At 63.0% G+C, this 15,575-nt stretch carries 15 protein-coding genes and 1 pseudogene; 10 read left to right on the forward strand and 6 right to left on the reverse strand.

Annotated elements, in window-relative coordinates:
• The 3 genes from MF4836_RS11970 to MF4836_RS11980 form a co-directional block, all read right to left on the reverse strand.
• A complete protein-coding gene (locus MF4836_RS11970; protein WP_078470494.1) occupies nt 1-2,847 on the reverse strand; it encodes a class I adenylate cyclase in 2,847 nt (948 codons plus the stop codon).
• A 174-nt stretch (nt 2,848-3,021) separates the two neighbouring features.
• On the reverse strand, nt 3,022-3,267 hold the full coding sequence (locus tag MF4836_RS11975) for a TIGR02647 family protein (RefSeq protein ID WP_020295974.1): 246 nt from the start codon (nt 3,265-3,267) through the stop codon (nt 3,022-3,024).
• Between the two features lie 254 nt (nt 3,268-3,521).
• On the reverse strand, nt 3,522-3,806 hold the full coding sequence (locus MF4836_RS11980; protein ID WP_020295973.1) for a hypothetical protein: 285 nt from the start codon (nt 3,804-3,806) through the stop codon (nt 3,522-3,524).
• Between the two features lie 126 nt (nt 3,807-3,932).
• Here MF4836_RS11980 and MF4836_RS11985 point away from each other — a divergent pair, with 126 nt between their 5' ends.
• Nucleotides 3,933-4,592, forward strand: a complete 660-nt coding sequence (locus tag MF4836_RS11985) for a glutathione S-transferase family protein (RefSeq protein ID WP_078470495.1) — start codon at nt 3,933-3,935, stop codon at nt 4,590-4,592.
• 69 nt (nt 4,593-4,661) lie between these two features.
• Here MF4836_RS11985 and argH read toward each other — a convergent pair whose 3' ends face one another.
• Complete coding sequence (gene argH / locus MF4836_RS11990; RefSeq protein WP_020295971.1) at nt 4,662-6,056, reverse strand: argininosuccinate lyase; 1,395 nt, start codon at nt 6,054-6,056, stop codon at nt 4,662-4,664.
• 499 nt (nt 6,057-6,555) lie between these two features.
• Here argH and MF4836_RS36125 point away from each other — a divergent pair.
• The 8 genes and pseudogenes from MF4836_RS36125 to MF4836_RS12025 all read left to right on the forward strand — a co-directional run.
• Nucleotides 6,556-6,687 (forward strand): annotated as a pseudogene (locus MF4836_RS36125) (sensor histidine kinase); the annotation flags it as partial.
• Nucleotides 6,684-7,430, forward strand: coding sequence for a LytR/AlgR family response regulator transcription factor (locus MF4836_RS11995; protein WP_078470496.1), 747 nt, complete (start codon nt 6,684-6,686; stop codon nt 7,428-7,430). The pseudogene MF4836_RS36125 and the gene MF4836_RS11995, both read left to right, overlap by 4 nt.
• Nucleotides 7,431-7,556: 126 nt before the next feature.
• Nucleotides 7,557-8,498, forward strand: coding sequence for a hydroxymethylbilane synthase (hemC, locus tag MF4836_RS12000; protein ID WP_078470497.1), 942 nt, complete (start codon nt 7,557-7,559; stop codon nt 8,496-8,498).
• Nucleotides 8,495-9,262: a uroporphyrinogen-III synthase gene (locus MF4836_RS12005; RefSeq protein WP_078470498.1), complete on the forward strand. Its 768-nt coding sequence runs from the start codon at nt 8,495-8,497 to the stop codon at nt 9,260-9,262. Before hemC ends, MF4836_RS12005 begins: the two co-directional genes overlap by 4 nt.
• 16 nt (nt 9,263-9,278) lie before the next feature.
• Nucleotides 9,279-10,415, forward strand: coding sequence for a uroporphyrinogen-III C-methyltransferase (locus MF4836_RS12010; RefSeq protein WP_078470499.1), 1,137 nt, complete (start codon nt 9,279-9,281; stop codon nt 10,413-10,415).
• The gene (locus MF4836_RS12015; protein WP_078470500.1) at nt 10,412-11,650 is read left to right on the forward strand and encodes a heme biosynthesis protein HemY; all 1,239 of its coding nucleotides are present in this window, start codon (nt 10,412-10,414) and stop codon (nt 11,648-11,650) included. The genes MF4836_RS12010 and MF4836_RS12015 overlap by 4 nt, the downstream gene beginning before the upstream one ends.
• Before the next feature lie 159 nt (nt 11,651-11,809).
• A complete protein-coding gene (locus MF4836_RS12020; RefSeq protein ID WP_078470501.1) occupies nt 11,810-12,322 on the forward strand; it encodes a disulfide bond formation protein B in 513 nt (170 codons plus the stop codon).
• A gap of 208 nt (nt 12,323-12,530) precedes the next feature.
• On the forward strand, nt 12,531-12,989 hold the full coding sequence (locus tag MF4836_RS12025) for an Rsd/AlgQ family anti-sigma factor (protein ID WP_078470502.1): 459 nt from the start codon (nt 12,531-12,533) through the stop codon (nt 12,987-12,989).
• Between the two features lie 60 nt (nt 12,990-13,049).
• Here the strand turns inward: MF4836_RS12025 and MF4836_RS12030 are convergent, their stop codons facing one another.
• Complete coding sequence (locus MF4836_RS12030) at nt 13,050-13,715, reverse strand: FKBP-type peptidyl-prolyl cis-trans isomerase (RefSeq protein WP_078470503.1); 666 nt, start codon at nt 13,713-13,715, stop codon at nt 13,050-13,052.
• Nucleotides 13,716-13,908: 193 nt separating this feature from the next.
• Here MF4836_RS12030 and MF4836_RS12035 point away from each other — a divergent pair, with 193 nt between their 5' ends.
• Nucleotides 13,909-15,081, forward strand: coding sequence for an AlgP family protein (locus tag MF4836_RS12035; protein WP_078470504.1), 1,173 nt, complete (start codon nt 13,909-13,911; stop codon nt 15,079-15,081).
• Here MF4836_RS12035 and MF4836_RS12040 read toward each other — a convergent pair.
• Nucleotides 15,078-15,542 carry a TIGR02444 family protein gene (locus MF4836_RS12040; protein WP_078470505.1) on the reverse strand — a complete coding sequence of 155 codons (465 nt, stop codon included), beginning with the start codon at nt 15,540-15,542 and terminating at the stop codon, nt 15,078-15,080. The two genes, MF4836_RS12035 and MF4836_RS12040, sit on opposite strands and share 4 nt — an antisense overlap.
• Nucleotides 15,543-15,575 lie beyond the last annotated feature (33 nt).

Genomic DNA, 15,575 nt, shown 5'->3' on the forward strand with positions numbered 1-15,575 from the left:
CTAGACCTGCTCGAGCGCGTCGTTCAGTGCGCGCTCCAGGTCAGACTTGTAGCGCAGGTACAGATTGCTCGGGCTTTGTGCATCGCCCAGCAGGCCCGACAGATCCAGATCGGTGATGTAGCAGCGATAACGCTGCGTCTCGTGCCGCTGCTCGACGATTTCCCGGGCGACCACGCTGAACAGCTGGTCGCCATGCTCCAGTTCGGAGAACTCCCGCTGATTGCAATACAGGGTGACCTGCACCTGGCCCGGTGCAGCCTTGCCGATGATTGCCTGCACGTCATAAAACGGCTTGTCCACCGGGGTCAGCGGCGCCGGGCGCGGTTCCACGCGGCGCGCCCGGCCGCTGCCCGACGGCAGGATCTGGCAGTACAAGGCTTCCAGTGGCGCTACCGGCTGGCTGGCATCCATCGGCAACAGCGCGTCCCGGCGATACAGAATCGACTGCAGGAAGCGTTGCAACGGCACCAGCAGGCTTTGCTCGTCGTGGTAAGGCAGGCGCTGCTGCCAGAGGGCATTGAATTCATCGAGCACGTAGAGTTCGGCTTCGCTGTCGATGATCCGATAGAACACCTGGATGCACTCGGGCTGGCCCATGGGCAGGACCAGCGCCAGGTCCTGATCCTCCAGGGCCATCGGGTCCAGGTGCAGCGGGCTGTAGCTCAGCTGTTCTTCGCCGAGGTAGGCCAACAGCGCCGGCAGGCTTGCCAGGGCCACATGGTTGACCTGCCCCGGCACCAGCTCCAGCACGTGGTAGTGCTGCTGCACCTGGATCAGGTAGCGATGGTTGAGCTGGCTGAGCAACAGGTTCTGCGCCATGTCGAAGATTTCTTCGACGCGCTGGGCGATGAACTGGGCGCGGTTATGACAGAAGCAACGCACCCGCAGCCGTGGCTGGGTGCCGCGCGGCAGGTTGTTGAGGTAGTCGCGCAGGCAGTCGAGCAGGGCGTGGGCGCCGTCGTAGCGGCTGACCATCACCTCGTTCCAGCTATTGAGCGTGACCTGGTCGAGGGTCAGCACCAGGTTTTCCCGGACCCCGGCATAACTCAGGGAGTCGGTACGTTCGGTGGTCATCAGGATATTCAAGTCGCGGTGATGCTTGAGCGGGTCGACGCCGATATTCACCAGCACCAGCACCTCGCTGGGCACGCTGGCATGCAGCAACTGCTCTTCGCTGACCGTGGTCAGGGGCAGGGCGATGGTCTGTTGCAGGCTGCCCAGCAGGTTGAACAGCTCGAATTCGCTGAGGTCGCTGGTGCCGGGGTGCAGGGCCAAGCGTGTAGTGCTGTCGATCACGCCGTTGCGATGGCACCAGGTCAGCAGCTCCAGCAGCTCGCGGCTGCGCTTGATCGGCGCGAAATTTTCCCATTCCAGGGCGCTCAGGCTGCCGTTGTACAAACCCCAATGGGATTGCCCGGGTTCCTTGCGGTTCGGCGACTGGACCAGGGTCAGGGTGTCTTCGGCCAGGTCCGGGGCGATCCCCGGGTTGATGAATTCGATCTTCCCGGCCTTGCGCTCGAAGGCCGCGTACAGCCTGCGCCCGAGCACATTGAGGTCGCGCTTGTTGATCAGGCTGACGGTCTGCTCGGTGCGGGCGAACTGGGTCAGGAAGCGGTAGCTGTAGTTCAGCTCGTTGACCAGCGCCCAGCGCTCGGCGCTGACCTGGCGCACCTTCCACTGGCTGCGGCTGTCGAGCATGGCCAGCTGGCGCTGGTCCCAGCCCCATTCATTGGCCAGGCGTTCGAGCAGCAAGCGTTGCCAGCTTGGGTTGCGTGCGCCGCTGCCGCTGCTGAGCTTGCGATTGACCTTTAGGTACAGGCTGCGTCGCACCAGCTCCAGGCGTTCGGGTTCGGCGCGGGCCTTGAGGTATTCCTCGATACGCCGGTAGACCACGATGTAGGGGTCCAGCTCGTCCAGGTCCAGGCGGTTGGCGAACACCGCCTGCTTGAAACGCAGGCTCAGGCACTCGACCTTGGGGTGCTCGCTGGCATAGACCTCGGTCAACAGCAGCTTGAGGACCGACTTGTACGGTGACTCGATGCCCTTGAACAACTGCCACAGCCCGGCGCCAATGAATTCCCCTGGGGGGATACGCGCCAGGTGGCCGAGGTCGAGGTTCTCCTCAGCCGGCACAAAGCGCTTGGACAGCAAGGTTTGGGTGTACTGGGCGTAGCGGGTTTCCTCATACACCGGCACCAGCCACCACAACGGGGTGCGCCCGGCCAGCCAGATCGCGGTGCGATAGAACTCGTCGAGCAGCAGGTAGTGCTGGGTGGTGCCGCAGTCGTCGGAACTCAGCTGGGTATCGCGCTCGCCGCGCACGAAGCGGCTCGGATCGATCAGGAAGAAGTGCGCCTCGGCGCCCTGGCTGTCGGCCCAGGCTTCCAGCAGCTGGCATTTCTTGCGTAGCTCGGCGAGCTCGCTGTCGCTCAGGTCCGGTGCGTGGCAGACCCAGACATCCATGTCGCTCTGGTCGGCCTGGGCCAGGGTGCCCAGGCTGCCCATCAGGAACAGACCATGGATCGGTCGCGGCGGATTGCCGTGGCGTGCCTTGTAGGAAAACGAGCGGGTCAGGCGCTGGGCTTCGGCCAGGGCCTGGGCGTCGGGTTCGTAATTGGACAGCCCGGCCGGGGTGCTGCCGGAAACATAACCTGGCAGCAGCGGATGATTGACGTGGAAGAACAGCGGCAGCAGGTTGAGCACGCCCTGCTGGCGTGGCGACAACCCCTCCATGGCCCGGGCCATGCGGCCTTCATTGAGCTTGAGAAAACGCGCACGCAGTTGGCTGAGAACCTTGCGGTCGATTCCCTCGTCCAGATCGGGGCGGATTTCATGGGTGCGGGTCATTGCTAACGGCTCGCGCAGCTCGAACGTGGGAGGTATCGGTCGCTCGGCAGTTTACAGCCAGACGGGGCAGGCCTTAAGTCGAATTTTGATTTTTGACGTCAGATTTCCATCACCCGGAAGGGGTGCGCCCGCGGAATCCGACAGACGGGGATCCCGGGGGCCGGACGCGAGCGTTTAAGCGGTTTCGTTGACCGCCAGAATGGTCAGCAGGCCTTGGGCGTGCTCGGCAGCATCCCGACCCAGGCTGGTCAGGTAGCCGCCATCGGGCTGGGTAATCAGGTCTTTGTCGAATAGGCGTTGTGCGGCAGCGATAGCTTTCGGGGCAGCGGTCTGATGAATTTTCAGGCCTTCCTGGGAACTGTCCAGGTTGAAGAGTGCAAGGATTTCCAGTTCGGCAACCAGCTCAGGGGTATACGACATAAGGACTCCAGACTTTCTAGGAATTAGACGACAGCGTTCCTAAGGTGAACGCAGTTGTGCGGCCTGTCCAGTATTCGCGGTGGGCTTTTTCAGTGCGGGGCAGCGGTGTATGGCCGCAGGCGGCTTGTCGGTGCAGTGGTGGCGTCGGTCGCGCCGGGCAAATGCCGGCACGCCACCGGCGACAGGGGGGCGAGCAGGGGTAGCGCCGGTTGCTTGGATGCAGGCAGGTCCGGCTTTCTGGGTTCAGTCCGGGTTTACTTCTTCTCTGGCGGCAGCTCGGGCAGGGCGCGCAGGGCTGTTTCATACCATTGGGTGTCGAACGCCCGGTCTTCTTCGAGGATGGCGTCGATCTCCACGGCCAGCACGTGGGCCATCAGGCTGAGGATTTCCTCGCGTTCGTAGCCGACCAGGGTCAGCTTGTTGAACGTGGCCTTGGCCGCTGGCGGGTTGTCGCTTTCGATCTGGTTTTCGATCGCTTCGATCAAGGTATTTTCGGTGAATTCTTCTTCGTCGTGGTCGATGTCGGTCGGCTCGCTCATGGCAGGCTCCTCAAGGAAAGGTCGCCAGTTTACCTGCATTCAGAGCGCTGATGCTGCTGGCGAGAGTGGACCCCAGGATCTATAAAGAGGCGCTGCCAACCCCCTGCACGGCCCGGAGGCTATGTGATGCTCAAGCTCTATGGATTCAGTGTCAGCAACTACTACAACATGGTGAAACTGGCGTTGCTGGAGAAGGGGCTGCCCTTCGAGGAAGTCCCGTTCTACGCCGGCCAAAGCCCGGAAGCGCTGGCCATCAGCCCACGGGGCAAGGTGCCGGTGCTGCACGTGGAGCAGGGCTTTATCAACGAAACCAGCGTGATCCTCGAATACATCGAGCAGACCCAGGCTGGCCCGAAACTGCTGCCCACGGATCCTTACCTGCGAGCGCAGGTGCTGGCCCTGGCCAAGGAGATCGAGCTGTACATCGAGTTGCCGGCCCGCGCCTGCTACCCCGAGGCGTTCTTCGGCATGCCGTTGCCAGCTGTGATCAAGGAAAAATCCCATGCCGACCTGCTGCAGGGGTTCGCCGCCCTGGACCGACACGCCAAGTTCGCGCCCTATGTGGCGGGCGACAGTCTGAGCGTGGCGGATCTGTATTTCATGTACAGCGTGAGCCTGGCCTGCGCGGTGGGCCAGAAGCTGTTCGGCGTGGATTATCTGGCGCAGATGCCGGCAGCCAAGGCGCTGCTCGAACAACTCGAGCAACGTCCCCATGCCAGGCGCGTGGCGGCTGACAAGGATGCGGCGATGCCGCAGTTCCTGGCGATGGTCGCCAGCAAGAAATAGAACATCAGGGGGGGCGCCAGCCGGCCCGCTCCAGCGCCAATGGCTGGAGCGGGCTGGTCGGCGAGCGGTTTAGCGGCTGGCCAGGAGCGCCTGGCCGCGAACCACGGCAGCCTTGACCTGGGCCGGCGCGGTGCCGCCGATGTGGTCACGGGCATTCACCGAGCCTTCCAGGGTCAGCACGGCGAACACGTCCTGCTCGATCTGATCGCTGAATTTGCGCAGCTCTTCCAGGCTCATTTCCGCCAGGTCCTTGCCGCTTTCCACACCGTACTTCACGGCGTGGCCGACGATTTCGTGGCAATCACGGAATGGCAGGCCGCGACGCACCAGGTAGTCGGCGAGGTCGGTGGCGGTGGAGAAGCCGCGCAGCGCTGCTTCGCGCATGATGGCGTGCTTGGGCTTGATGGCCGGGATCATGTCGGCGAAGGCCCGCAGCGAATCGCGCAGGGTATCGGCAGCGTCGAACAGCGGCTCCTTGTCTTCCTGGTTGTCCTTGTTGTAGGCCAGGGGCTGGCCTTTCATCAGGGTCAGCAGGCCCATCAGGGCGCCGAATACCCGGCCGCTCTTGCCGCGAACCAGCTCCGGCACGTCGGGGTTTTTCTTTTGCGGCATGATCGAGCTGCCGGTGCAGAAGCGGTCCGGAAGGTCGATGAACTGGAACTGCGCGCTGGTCCACAGCACCAACTCTTCGGAGAACCGCGACAAGTGCATCATCGCGATGCTCGCTGCGGCGCAGAATTCGATGGCGAAGTCGCGATCGGAAACGTTGTCCAGGGAGTTGCCGCCGACGGCGTCGAAACCCAGCAGCTGTGCGGTGTATTCACGGTCGATGGGGTAGGTGGTGCCGGCCAGTGCGGCGCTGCCCAGGGGCATGCGGTTGGTGCGCTTGCGGCAGTCGACCAGGCGCTCGTAGTCGCGGCTCAGCATTTCGAACCAGGCCAGCATGTGGTGCCCGAAGGTCACCGGCTGCGCGGTTTGCAGGTGAGTGAAGCCGGGCATGATGCTGCCGGCTTCGCGCTCGGCCTGTTCCAGCAGACCTTTTTGCAGACGGGTGATCTCAGCCAGGATCAGGTCGATTTCGTCGCGCAGCCACAGGCGGATATCGGTGGCGACCTGGTCGTTACGGCTACGCCCGGTGTGCAGCTTCTTGCCGGTGATGCCGATGCGGTCGGTCAGGCGCGCCTCGATGTTCATGTGCACGTCTTCCAGGTCGATGCGCCAGTCGAAACTGCCCGCCTCGATTTCGCCCTGGATGGTGTTCAAGCCTTCGATGATGGTGTCGCGCTCGGCATCGGTCAGCACGCCGACCTTGGCCAGCATCGTAGCGTGGGCGATCGAGCCCATGATGTCGTGGCGATACAGGCGCTGGTCGAAAGTGACAGAGGCGGTGAAGCGGGCGACGAAGGCGTCGACGGGTTCACTGAAGCGGCCGCCCCAGGACTGATTGGTCTTGTCAGTGCTCATGAAATCGCTCGTGATCTGCTGAATGGAAATGGCGTGAAAAGTTGTCGCGGATAATAACAGGGTTGCCCGGACTGTCGTTGGCGCTGGTCGGCAGGATTTTTATTTGTCATGGGGCCGGGTTGACGGCTTGTCGCCGGCCTCGGGCGCGCAGAGACTAGGGTCGTGCCCTGCATCGCGCAGGGGACAGCAAGCGGCAATGGCTGGGCGTGGTAGCGATTATGTTGAAACGATATTTTTCGATTGAGCAATATCGTCTTAGCAACCGTCTACAGTTGGACTGTAGTACCAGCGCACTGGCGCAGACCCTTGTGGTCTCGGGCCGGGCCTGGCAATCGAATGTGGCGATCGCTCCCGGCCATGGAGCCCCCGGTACAGCGAGGGTGCACGGGCATAACCTGGGGCGACGGTAGAAGAGGGGGCAGGTATGTCGGGTATCAGCAGACCCTGCGACGGCGTCGTGCTTCCAAGGTTGTGGAGCGGTATCGGGCAGGTCCGGGCAAATATTGGTAACCGGCTTGCGGCACTTTTTGGCCTTCGCACTAGTCTTAGCGTGGATCGCCGTGACGGACGTCACTTCACCTGTCTACGCTATCCTTGTGCGAGACTCACGCAGGAATCCAGCGCTATATGAATGTCCTGATCGTTGATGACGAACCCCAAGCCCGCGAGCGTCTGAGCCGTATGGTCAGTGAACTCGAGGGATACAGTGTCCTGGAGCCCAGCGCCACCAATGGCGATGAGGCGTTGACCCTGATCGACAGCCTGAAGCCGGATATCGTCTTGCTTGATATCCGCATGCCCGGCCTGGACGGTTTGCAGGTCGCCGCCAGGTTATGCGAGCGGGAAACTCCACCCGCCGTGGTGTTTTGCGCGGCCCAGGATGAATTCGCGCTCGAAGCATTCGACGCCAGCGCCGTGGGCCATCTGGTCAAGCCGGTGCGCCCCGAATCCTTGCTCGAAGCCCTCAAGCATGCCGAACGACCCAATCGCGTGCAACTGGCAGCCTTGACCCGTCCTGCCGCCGAAAGCGGCAATGGGCCGCGCAGTCATATCAGCGCCCGTACCCGCAAGGGGATTGAGCTGATCCCCCTGGCCCAGGTGATCTATTTTATCGCCGATCACAAATACGTGACCTTGCGCCACGAGGGCGGAGAAGTGCTGCTGGACGAGCCGCTCAAAGCGCTTGAAGACGAATTCGGCGATCGTTTTGTGCGCATCCACCGCAATGCCCTGGTGGCCCGCGAGCGCATCGAGCGTTTGCAGCGAACACCCCTGGGGCACTTCCAGTTGTTTCTCAAAGGCCTCAATGGCGACGCCCTGATCGTCAGCCGACGGCATGTCGCGGGCGTGCGCAAAATGATGCAGCAGCTTTAGGACGCCCATGGGACGTCGCCGAGCTGGGCCCCGAGGCCGGGCAGGCGGCGCTGTTTCTGATACAAGTCAAAGCGGATTTGGCTGAGCTGTTATTATCTGCCGTATCTATTCAGTACGGATTGATCCATGTCCTCTCGCGAGATCCGCATCGCTACCCGCAAAAGTGCCCTGGCCTTGTGGCAGGCCGAATACGTCAAAGCCCGTCTCGAAGAGGCCCATCCGGGTCTCGTGGTGACGCTGGTGCCCATGGTCAGTCGCGGCGACAAGCTGCTTGATTCGCCACTGTCGAAAATCGGTGGCAAGGGCCTGTTCGTCAAGGAACTGGAAACCGCGCTGCTGGAGAACCAGGCCGACATCGCCGTGCACTCGATGAAAGACGTGCCCATGGACTTCCCCGAAGGCCTGGGCCTGTTCTGCATCTGCGAACGCGAAGACCCGCGCGACGCCTTTGTTTCCAATACCTACGCCAGCCTTGAGCAATTGCCCGAGGGCAGTATCGTCGGCACCTCCAGCCTGCGTCGTCAGGCGCAGTTGCTGACCCGCCGCCCTGACCTGCAGATCCGCTTTCTGCGTGGCAACGTCAACACCCGGCTGGCCAAGCTGGATGCCGGCGAGTACGACGCGATCATCCTGGCTGCTGCCGGCCTGATCCGCCTGGGTTTTGAAGATCGCATCAGCTCCTCGCTCAGTGTCGATGACAGCCTGCCGGCCGGCGGCCAGGGCGCGGTCGGCATCGAATGCCGCACCGCCGACAGCGAGATCCACAAGCTGCTCGCACCGCTGCACCACGCCGACACCGCCACCCGCGTGACCGCCGAGCGTGCCCTCAACAAACACTTGAATGGCGGCTGCCAGGTGCCGATCGCATGCTACGCCGTGCTTGAAGGCGAACAGATCTGGCTGCGTGGCCTGGTCGGCGAGCCGAGTGGGGGCCTGCTGCTCAGCGCGCAAGCCCGTGGCCCGCGTGCTGCGGCATCCGAGTTGGGTGTGCAGGTGGCGGAAGACCTGCTGGCCCAGGGCGCCGACGATATTCTGCGCGCAGTCTATGGCGAGGCTGGCGAAGAGTGACCGGCTGGCGTCTGCTGCTGACCCGGCCGACAGAGGAGTCGGCGGCGTTGGCCGCGACTCTGGCAGATGCGGGTTGTTTCAGCAGCAGCCTGCCGCTGTTGGAGATCGAGCCCCTGGTGCTGGGCGAGGCGCAGCGGGCGACGTTGCTGCAACTGGAGCGCTACTGCGCCGTGATCGTGGTCAGCAAGCCGGCCGCACGCCTGGCAATTGAATTGCTCCAGCAGTTCTGGCCACATCCGCCTCGCCAGCGCTGGTTCAGCGTGGGTGCGGCCACCGCACAGATTCTCGCTGACCACGGCCTTGATGTGTTCTACCCGGAACAGGGCGATGACAGCGAAGCCTTGCTTGAGCTTCCCCAGTTGCGCGAGGCTATTGCCCGCCCCGAGCCGCGCGTCCTGATCGTGCGTGGCGAAGGCGGGCGCGAGCTGCTGGCTGAGCGCTTGGGCAATCAAGGTGCTAGTGTCGATTACTTGGAACTGTATCGTCGTTGCCTGCCCGCTTATGCCGATGGCAGCCTGGTACGACGTATTCGAGCGGAACGCTTGAACGGGCTGGTGGTCAGCAGTGGACAGGGTTTTACGCACCTGCATCAAATGGCGGGCGCGGCCTGGGACGAATTGGCGCAGTTACCGTTGTTTGTTCCAAGCCCACGGGTCGCCGAGATGGCGCGTGCTGCCGGGGCCCAAACAGTTGTGGATTGTCGTGGCGCCAGTGCCGCGGCCTTGCTAACGGCGTTACGGGAGCAACCCGTGCCCGTTCTCTAATGCAAAGGATGGATACGTGAGCGAAACGACCTTGCCTGAAGATCAAGTCCAGCCGGCGCTCAACGCCCCGACTGAACCCGCAACCCCAGTCGCCCAGCGTCGCGGTAACGGGTTGGCGATTCTGGCCCTGTTGCTGGGCGCGGCGGGTGTCGCTGCCGGTGGTTGGGGCGTGTGGCAGGTGCGCAACCTGCAAGCCCTCAACCAGCAGCAATTGGCACAACTGCAAACCCTGGGTGACCAGGCGCAGGGCCTGAAGCTCAGCGAGCAGCGCATGGGCACGCGCCTGGATCAAATGCCGCCGGCCAATGAGCTGGAAGCCAGCCGCAACCTGGTGGCGCAATTGCAGCGCGATCAACAACACCTTAGTCAACGCCTGGAGACCGTGCTCAGTGCCAGCCGTAAAGACTGGCGCCTGGCCGAGGCCGAGCATCTGCTGCGCCTGGCCAGCTTGCGCCTTTCGGCATTGCAGGACGTCAACAGCGCGCGGGCCCTGGTCCAGGGCGCCGATCAGATCCTCGGCGAGCAGGACGACTCGGGCGCCTTCGCCGCCCGCGACGCATTGGCCAAGAGCCTGGTCGACTTGCGCAGCGTCAAGCAGCCGGACCGTACCGGGTTGTTCCTGCAATTGGGCGCCTTGCGCGGCCAGGTCCTGCAGCTCACCGCTCTGGCGCCGGAGTTTCACCCAAGTACCGAATCGTCGAACCTGCCGGCTGATGGCGATGGCGCCAGCCGCTGGGCACGCTGGTGGGATCAGATCTCGCGCTACATTCGCATCGACTTCGACGCCGACAAGAACATCCAGCCGCTGCTGGCCGGGCAAAGCCTGACCCAGGTGCGCCTGGCACTCAGCCTGGCATTGGAGCAGGCGCAGTGGGCGGCGCTCAATGGCGAGGCAGAGGTTTATGCCCAGGCCCTGGCCGAGGCCCGCGACGTGCTCACCAGCAATTTCAGCCTGGACAATCCGCAAAGCAAACTGATGCTGGAGCAGATAATCGAGGTCGGCAAACAACCGGTGAAGGTGGTGACGCCCGACCTGACCGAGACTCTGAACACCGTCCAGGCGTATCTGGAACGACGTAACCTGCGGGTCGACGAGTCGCTGAAGCCAGCGGCCAAACCTGCCGCCAACCCGGCGCAGGAGACCAGCCCATGAAGCGCGTGTATGTGATTGTACTGCTGGTGGTCGCGGCCATCGGCTTGCTGGGGTTGGCGATTGCCGAGCATCCGGGTTACGTACTGATCGCCTACAGCAGCTTCCGTTATCAATCGAGCTTTTGGGCTGCCCTGGCAGTGGTGGCGCTGATCTGGCTGGCTGTGTGGGGCATCAAAGTGCTGATCGAGCTGGTGACCGCCTCCAGTGGTGTGGTCAACCCCTGGTCGCGCCGCAATCGCAGCCGTCGGGTGCAGATCGCCATCGAGCAGGGCCAGATGGATCTGGCCGAAGGACGCTGGGCCAGTGCCCAGCGGCACCTGCACCGGGCGGCCGAAGCCGAGCGCCAACCGCTGCTGTACTACCTTGGCGCGGCGCGGGCGGCCAATGAACTGGGGCACTATGAGGAGTGCGACAGCCTGCTGGAGCGTGCCCTGGAGCGTCAGCCCCAGGCCGAGCTGGCAGTGGCCCTGAGTCACGCGCAGTTGCAGACCGACCGTGGCGACACCGACGGTGCGCTGACCACCCTGCAGGCCATGCACGAGCGGCATCCCCACAGCGTGCAAGTGCTGCGTCAATTGCAGCGTTTGCATCAGCAGCGCGGGGACTGGTCGGCGCTTATCCGCCTGCTGCCCGAGTTGCGCAAGGACAAGGTCCTGCCGCCCGCCGAACTGGTCGAACTGGAGCGTCGGGCCTGGGGTGAGAACCTGACCCTGGCCGGGCGCCGTGAAGAAGACGGCGCGGTGGGCCTGCAGTCCCTGGACCGAGCCTGGCAGCAACTCACCTCCGCTCAGCGCCAGGAGCCGCAACTGGTGCTGGCCTATGCCGACCAACTGCGCCAGCTGGGCGCCGAGGTTCAGGCCGAGGAAGTCTTGCGCGGCGCGCTCAAACGCAAGTACGACAGCCATCTGGCACGCCTCTATGGTCTGTTGCGCGGGGCTGACCCTGCGCGTCAGCTGCAAGCGGCCGAGCACTGGCTCAAGGATCATCCGGATGACCCGAGCCTGCTGCTGACCCTGGGGCGTTTGTGCCTGCAGAACAGCCTGTGGGGCAAGGCACGGGATTATCTGGAAAGCAGCCTGCGAGTGCAGCGCAATCCTGAAGCCTGTGCCGAGTTGGCGCGGTTGCTGGCCCAACTGGGTGATACCGAGCGCAGTAATCAGCTGTTCCAGGAAGGTCTGGGCATGCTCGACGAGCGCTTGCTCGCCGCACCCTTGCCCGTTCCTGCTCGGGTTTGACGGCCTGCCGGCCGACTCTGCGAGGAGCCGGCCGGACGCTTTCAATCAACGGTTCAATCACTTTGGGCCGATTCGCTTGGAGCTGACGCATGGCGCTTCTTGAAAGGTGCGTGCGCTTTCTCTACCGTGACTGCCTGTTTCTTGCGTAACGGATACGTCATGTCGCTGGCCGGCTCACGCTCGCTTTTTTTCCTGGTATTTGCGGTAGGCGCCTTGGCCTCCTGGGCCGGGTGGCACCTGCAATACGGGGTGGGCCTCGAGCCGTGCTCGCTGTGGAGCGTGCAACGCTTTTTCATCCTGCTGTTCACCGTCGTCAGTCTGGTTGCCGCCGTGCACGGTCCCGGGCGCCAGGGCAGTCGTGGCTACTGGTTGTTGAATCTACTGAGCAGCCTGGGCGGGGTGCTGACCGCCGGGCGGCATGTCTTGCTGCAGAATGTCGCCTCGGATCAGTTGCTGGCGTGCTTGCCGGACATTCCTTTCATGCTCAGGAACATGAGCGCGGTGCGCACGCTGCAATTGGTCTTCCAGGGCACCTCGGACTGCGCTGATGTGACCTGGACCCTGGTCGACATGAGCGCGCCGGAGTGGAGCCTGCTGGTATTCGCTGCAATGCTGGTTTTGAGCGTCTACCGCTTGCTGCGCCTGGCTCGGCGGCGGCCAGTCTTGCCCTAAGTCAGGTTTTGGGTAACTGCGGCGGATTAAACACTTGTATGAACTTTATCTCCTGCGTACCTTGAAGCAGTTGTCGCGCGGGCATAATCTGGCCCGCACGTGTCAAAGCTATCTGTTGTTCGATGCCGTTCCGCCTGCTGGGGCTTGAGCTTTCAAGTCATGGGTCAGGAGCAGGGGCGGCATGACCCATAAGGGAAGAGAGATCACCATGCTCGAAAGTTGTCAGAATGCTCAGGAACGCTGGGGTGGAGTGCATCTGCTGATCGATCGCTGGTTGCAGGCACGTCACGAACTGGTTCGGGCCTATGATGCTCTCGGCGCAGAGCCCGAAGCGCTGGCTGAGAATCGCACGCTGCTGCAGGAGTTTTGCGGAATCCTGGTTGATTACGTCTCGGCCGGACACTTCGAAATCTACGAGCAACTGACCAGCGAAGCCAAGGCCTTTGGTGACAAGCGCGGGCTGGAGTTGGCCGAGACCATTTACCCACGGATTGACGTGATCACTGAAAAGCTCCTGACGTTCAATGATCTGTGTGACCAGGGCAAGTGTGTTGCCGAGAAATTCAAGGAGCTCGGCGGCCTGTTGCATGAGCGCTTCGAATTGGAAGACTGCCTGATTGAAGTGCTGCACAACGCGCACAAGGAAGAGGTTGTCGCCCAGGCTTGATTCCCGGCCAGGGTTTTAAAGAAACGGTGCGCATGGCGCGCCGTTTTTCGTTTCTGTGCCTCAGCCGCTGACGCCGAGCAATTCGATCTCGAACACCAGCGGTGTGTAAGGCTCGATCAGATCCCCGGCACCGTCGGCGCCGTAGGCCTGGGCCGAGGGGATGACCAAGCGCCATTTGGCGCCCGTCGGCATCTGCTGCAAGGCGCTGCGCCAGCCGGCAATCACGCTGTCGAGACGAAACCATTGAGGCTGGTTGCTCTGGTCGAACACCGTCCCATCGGGCAAGCGCCCGACATACTTGACCTGCACCGATCCGTTGGGCCCGGCCTTGACGCCGCTGCCGGGGACGAGTTCGGTGAGCAGGATGCCATCTGCCAATGGGCGAACGCCTGGCTTGGCTTTTTCTTCGCTGAGAAAGCGCTGTTCTTTCTCCAGGGCGATTTCGCTCTGGGGCTTGGCCGATTGCGCGCTGACCTGGGCCTCGTGCTGCGCGAGCACCTGCTCGATACGCTCATCGGTAAGGGCCAGCGGCTTGCCTTGGTAGGCTTGTTTCAAGCCGTCCACCAGGGCTTGCAGTTCAAGGTCGGGCACTTCCTGACGCAGCCGTTCGCCCAGGCTGGCGCCGAGGCTGTAGGCGAGATCGCGGGTGTCGTTTTGCGGTGCTTTTTCGCCAGCCTGGGCCAGGGGCAAGAGCAGACTCAACGATAAAAAAAGGTAACGCGACATGGGCGTTCTCCGGCCTGAGAGGGTGTGGATTATGCCAGTGTGAGGGAGGCGGCTGCAGGGCAACTTTGCAGAGGCGGAACAACATTTTCAATCGGCTGCAACGCCGGGCTTTCGATACTGTCAACATGACCTAGCGGCGGTAGCAGCAGAGGTCTAGTATGAGCCGCAACTCACGTCAGCCAGGAGGTAACCCATGTCGGCGAATAAGAAGCCTGTAAACACTCCGTTGCATTTGCTCCAACAGCTTTCGGGCAGCTTGCTCGAACATTTGGAAAACGCTTGTTCGCAAGCCTTGGCTGATGCTGAAAAACTGCTCGCCAAGCTGGAAAAGCAACGGGGCAAGGCGCAAGAAAAACTGCACAAATCGCGCACCAAATTGCAGGACGCCGCGGCGGCCGGCAAGGCCAAGGCACAAGCCAAAGCCAAGGACGCAGTGAAAGAACTTGAAGACCTGCTGGATGCGCTGAAGGCGCGTCAATCCGAAACCCGCACCTACATTCTGCAACTTAAACGCGATGCCCAGGAAAGCCTGAAACTGGCTCAGGGTGTTGGTCGTGTGAAAGAGGCCGTGGCCAAGGCGCTGACCTCGCGTGCAGCCAAACCTGCTGCTCCTGCGCAGAAACCTGCTGCCAAAGCTGCAGCCAAGGCGCCGGCCAAGGCAGCCGCCAAGCCTGCAGCAAAACCCGCGGCCAAAGCTGCGAGCAAGCCAGCAGCCAAGCCCGCCGCAAAAAAACCAGTCGCCGCCAGCGCCGCGAAACCGGCTGTTAAAACCGCGGCTGCCAAACCGGCTGCCAAGCCTGCTGCCGCTAAACCGGTTGCCGCAAAACCTGCCGCCAAGCCGGCTGCCAAAACCGCTGCTGCAAAACCTGCCGCTAAACCCGCTGCCAAGCCTGCCGCTAAACCAGTCGCCAAGACTGCCGCAGCCAAACCCGCAGCGACCAAGCCTGCAGCCAAACCAGTAGCAGCCAAGACCGCGGCCAAGCCAGCGGCTAAACCTGCTGCGGCAAAGGCACCGGCTAAAGCAGCGGCCAAACCCGCTGCAGCAAAGGCACCGGCTAAACCAGCGGCCAAACCTGCTGCTTCCGCTGCTGCAAAACCCGCTGCAAAACCTGTTGCTGCCAAACCGGCCGCAGCCAAACCAGCGGCCAAGCCTGCTGCAAAACCTGCCGCGAAAAAACCTGTTGCTGCCAAGCCCGCAGCCAAGCCAGCCGCTGCAAAGCCGGCCACCGCTCCAGCGGCCGCCAAGCCTGCGACTCCGGCAACTCCAGCAGCCAAACCGGCGGCACCTGCTCCAGTAGCTGCGCCAACATCGGCAACTCCTGCCAGCGCCCCTACCGGCAGCACCACGCCAACCAGCGCCTCTTAAGCGCCGGTCACCGCGACGCGCAGCGCCTGCAGCGCATCGCGGTCAAGGTTGGCGGCTTCGGCCGCCAGACCTTGCACCCAGGGCCATAAATCTTCGGCCTCAGCCTGCGGCCAATCCCTCGCCAGTGCTTCCAGGCGCAGTAGCAACTGCCGTTCTGCTTGCAGCTCCAGGGCCTTCACTTGCTCACGCAACGCTTTCAACTCGTGGTCGTCATTGGCCGCCTGGCGCCACCCTGTGCGCAACTGGCGCAGCGGCTGCACCACCTCTTCATGCCAGGGCGCAGCCAGCGCGTGCAGCTGTGACAGGCGCGAGCTGTTGCAGGCAACCCCACGCCCACCCAGCCAGGCAGCACACAGCAGCAGGCACACGTTGGCCCCTGCCGCCTGCAATTGCAGGCAGGCCGGTTCCACGCCCGGGCGGGCGTAGGTCTTGAGGGTGTAGCTCCACAGGTCAGGGGACATATTGCTACTCGCGCCAGTTGCGAGCGAAGCTGG

It is taken from the genome of Pseudomonas sp. MF4836, from assembly GCF_002018875.1.
In the GTDB taxonomy this organism is placed as follows: domain Bacteria; phylum Pseudomonadota; class Gammaproteobacteria; order Pseudomonadales; family Pseudomonadaceae; genus Aquipseudomonas.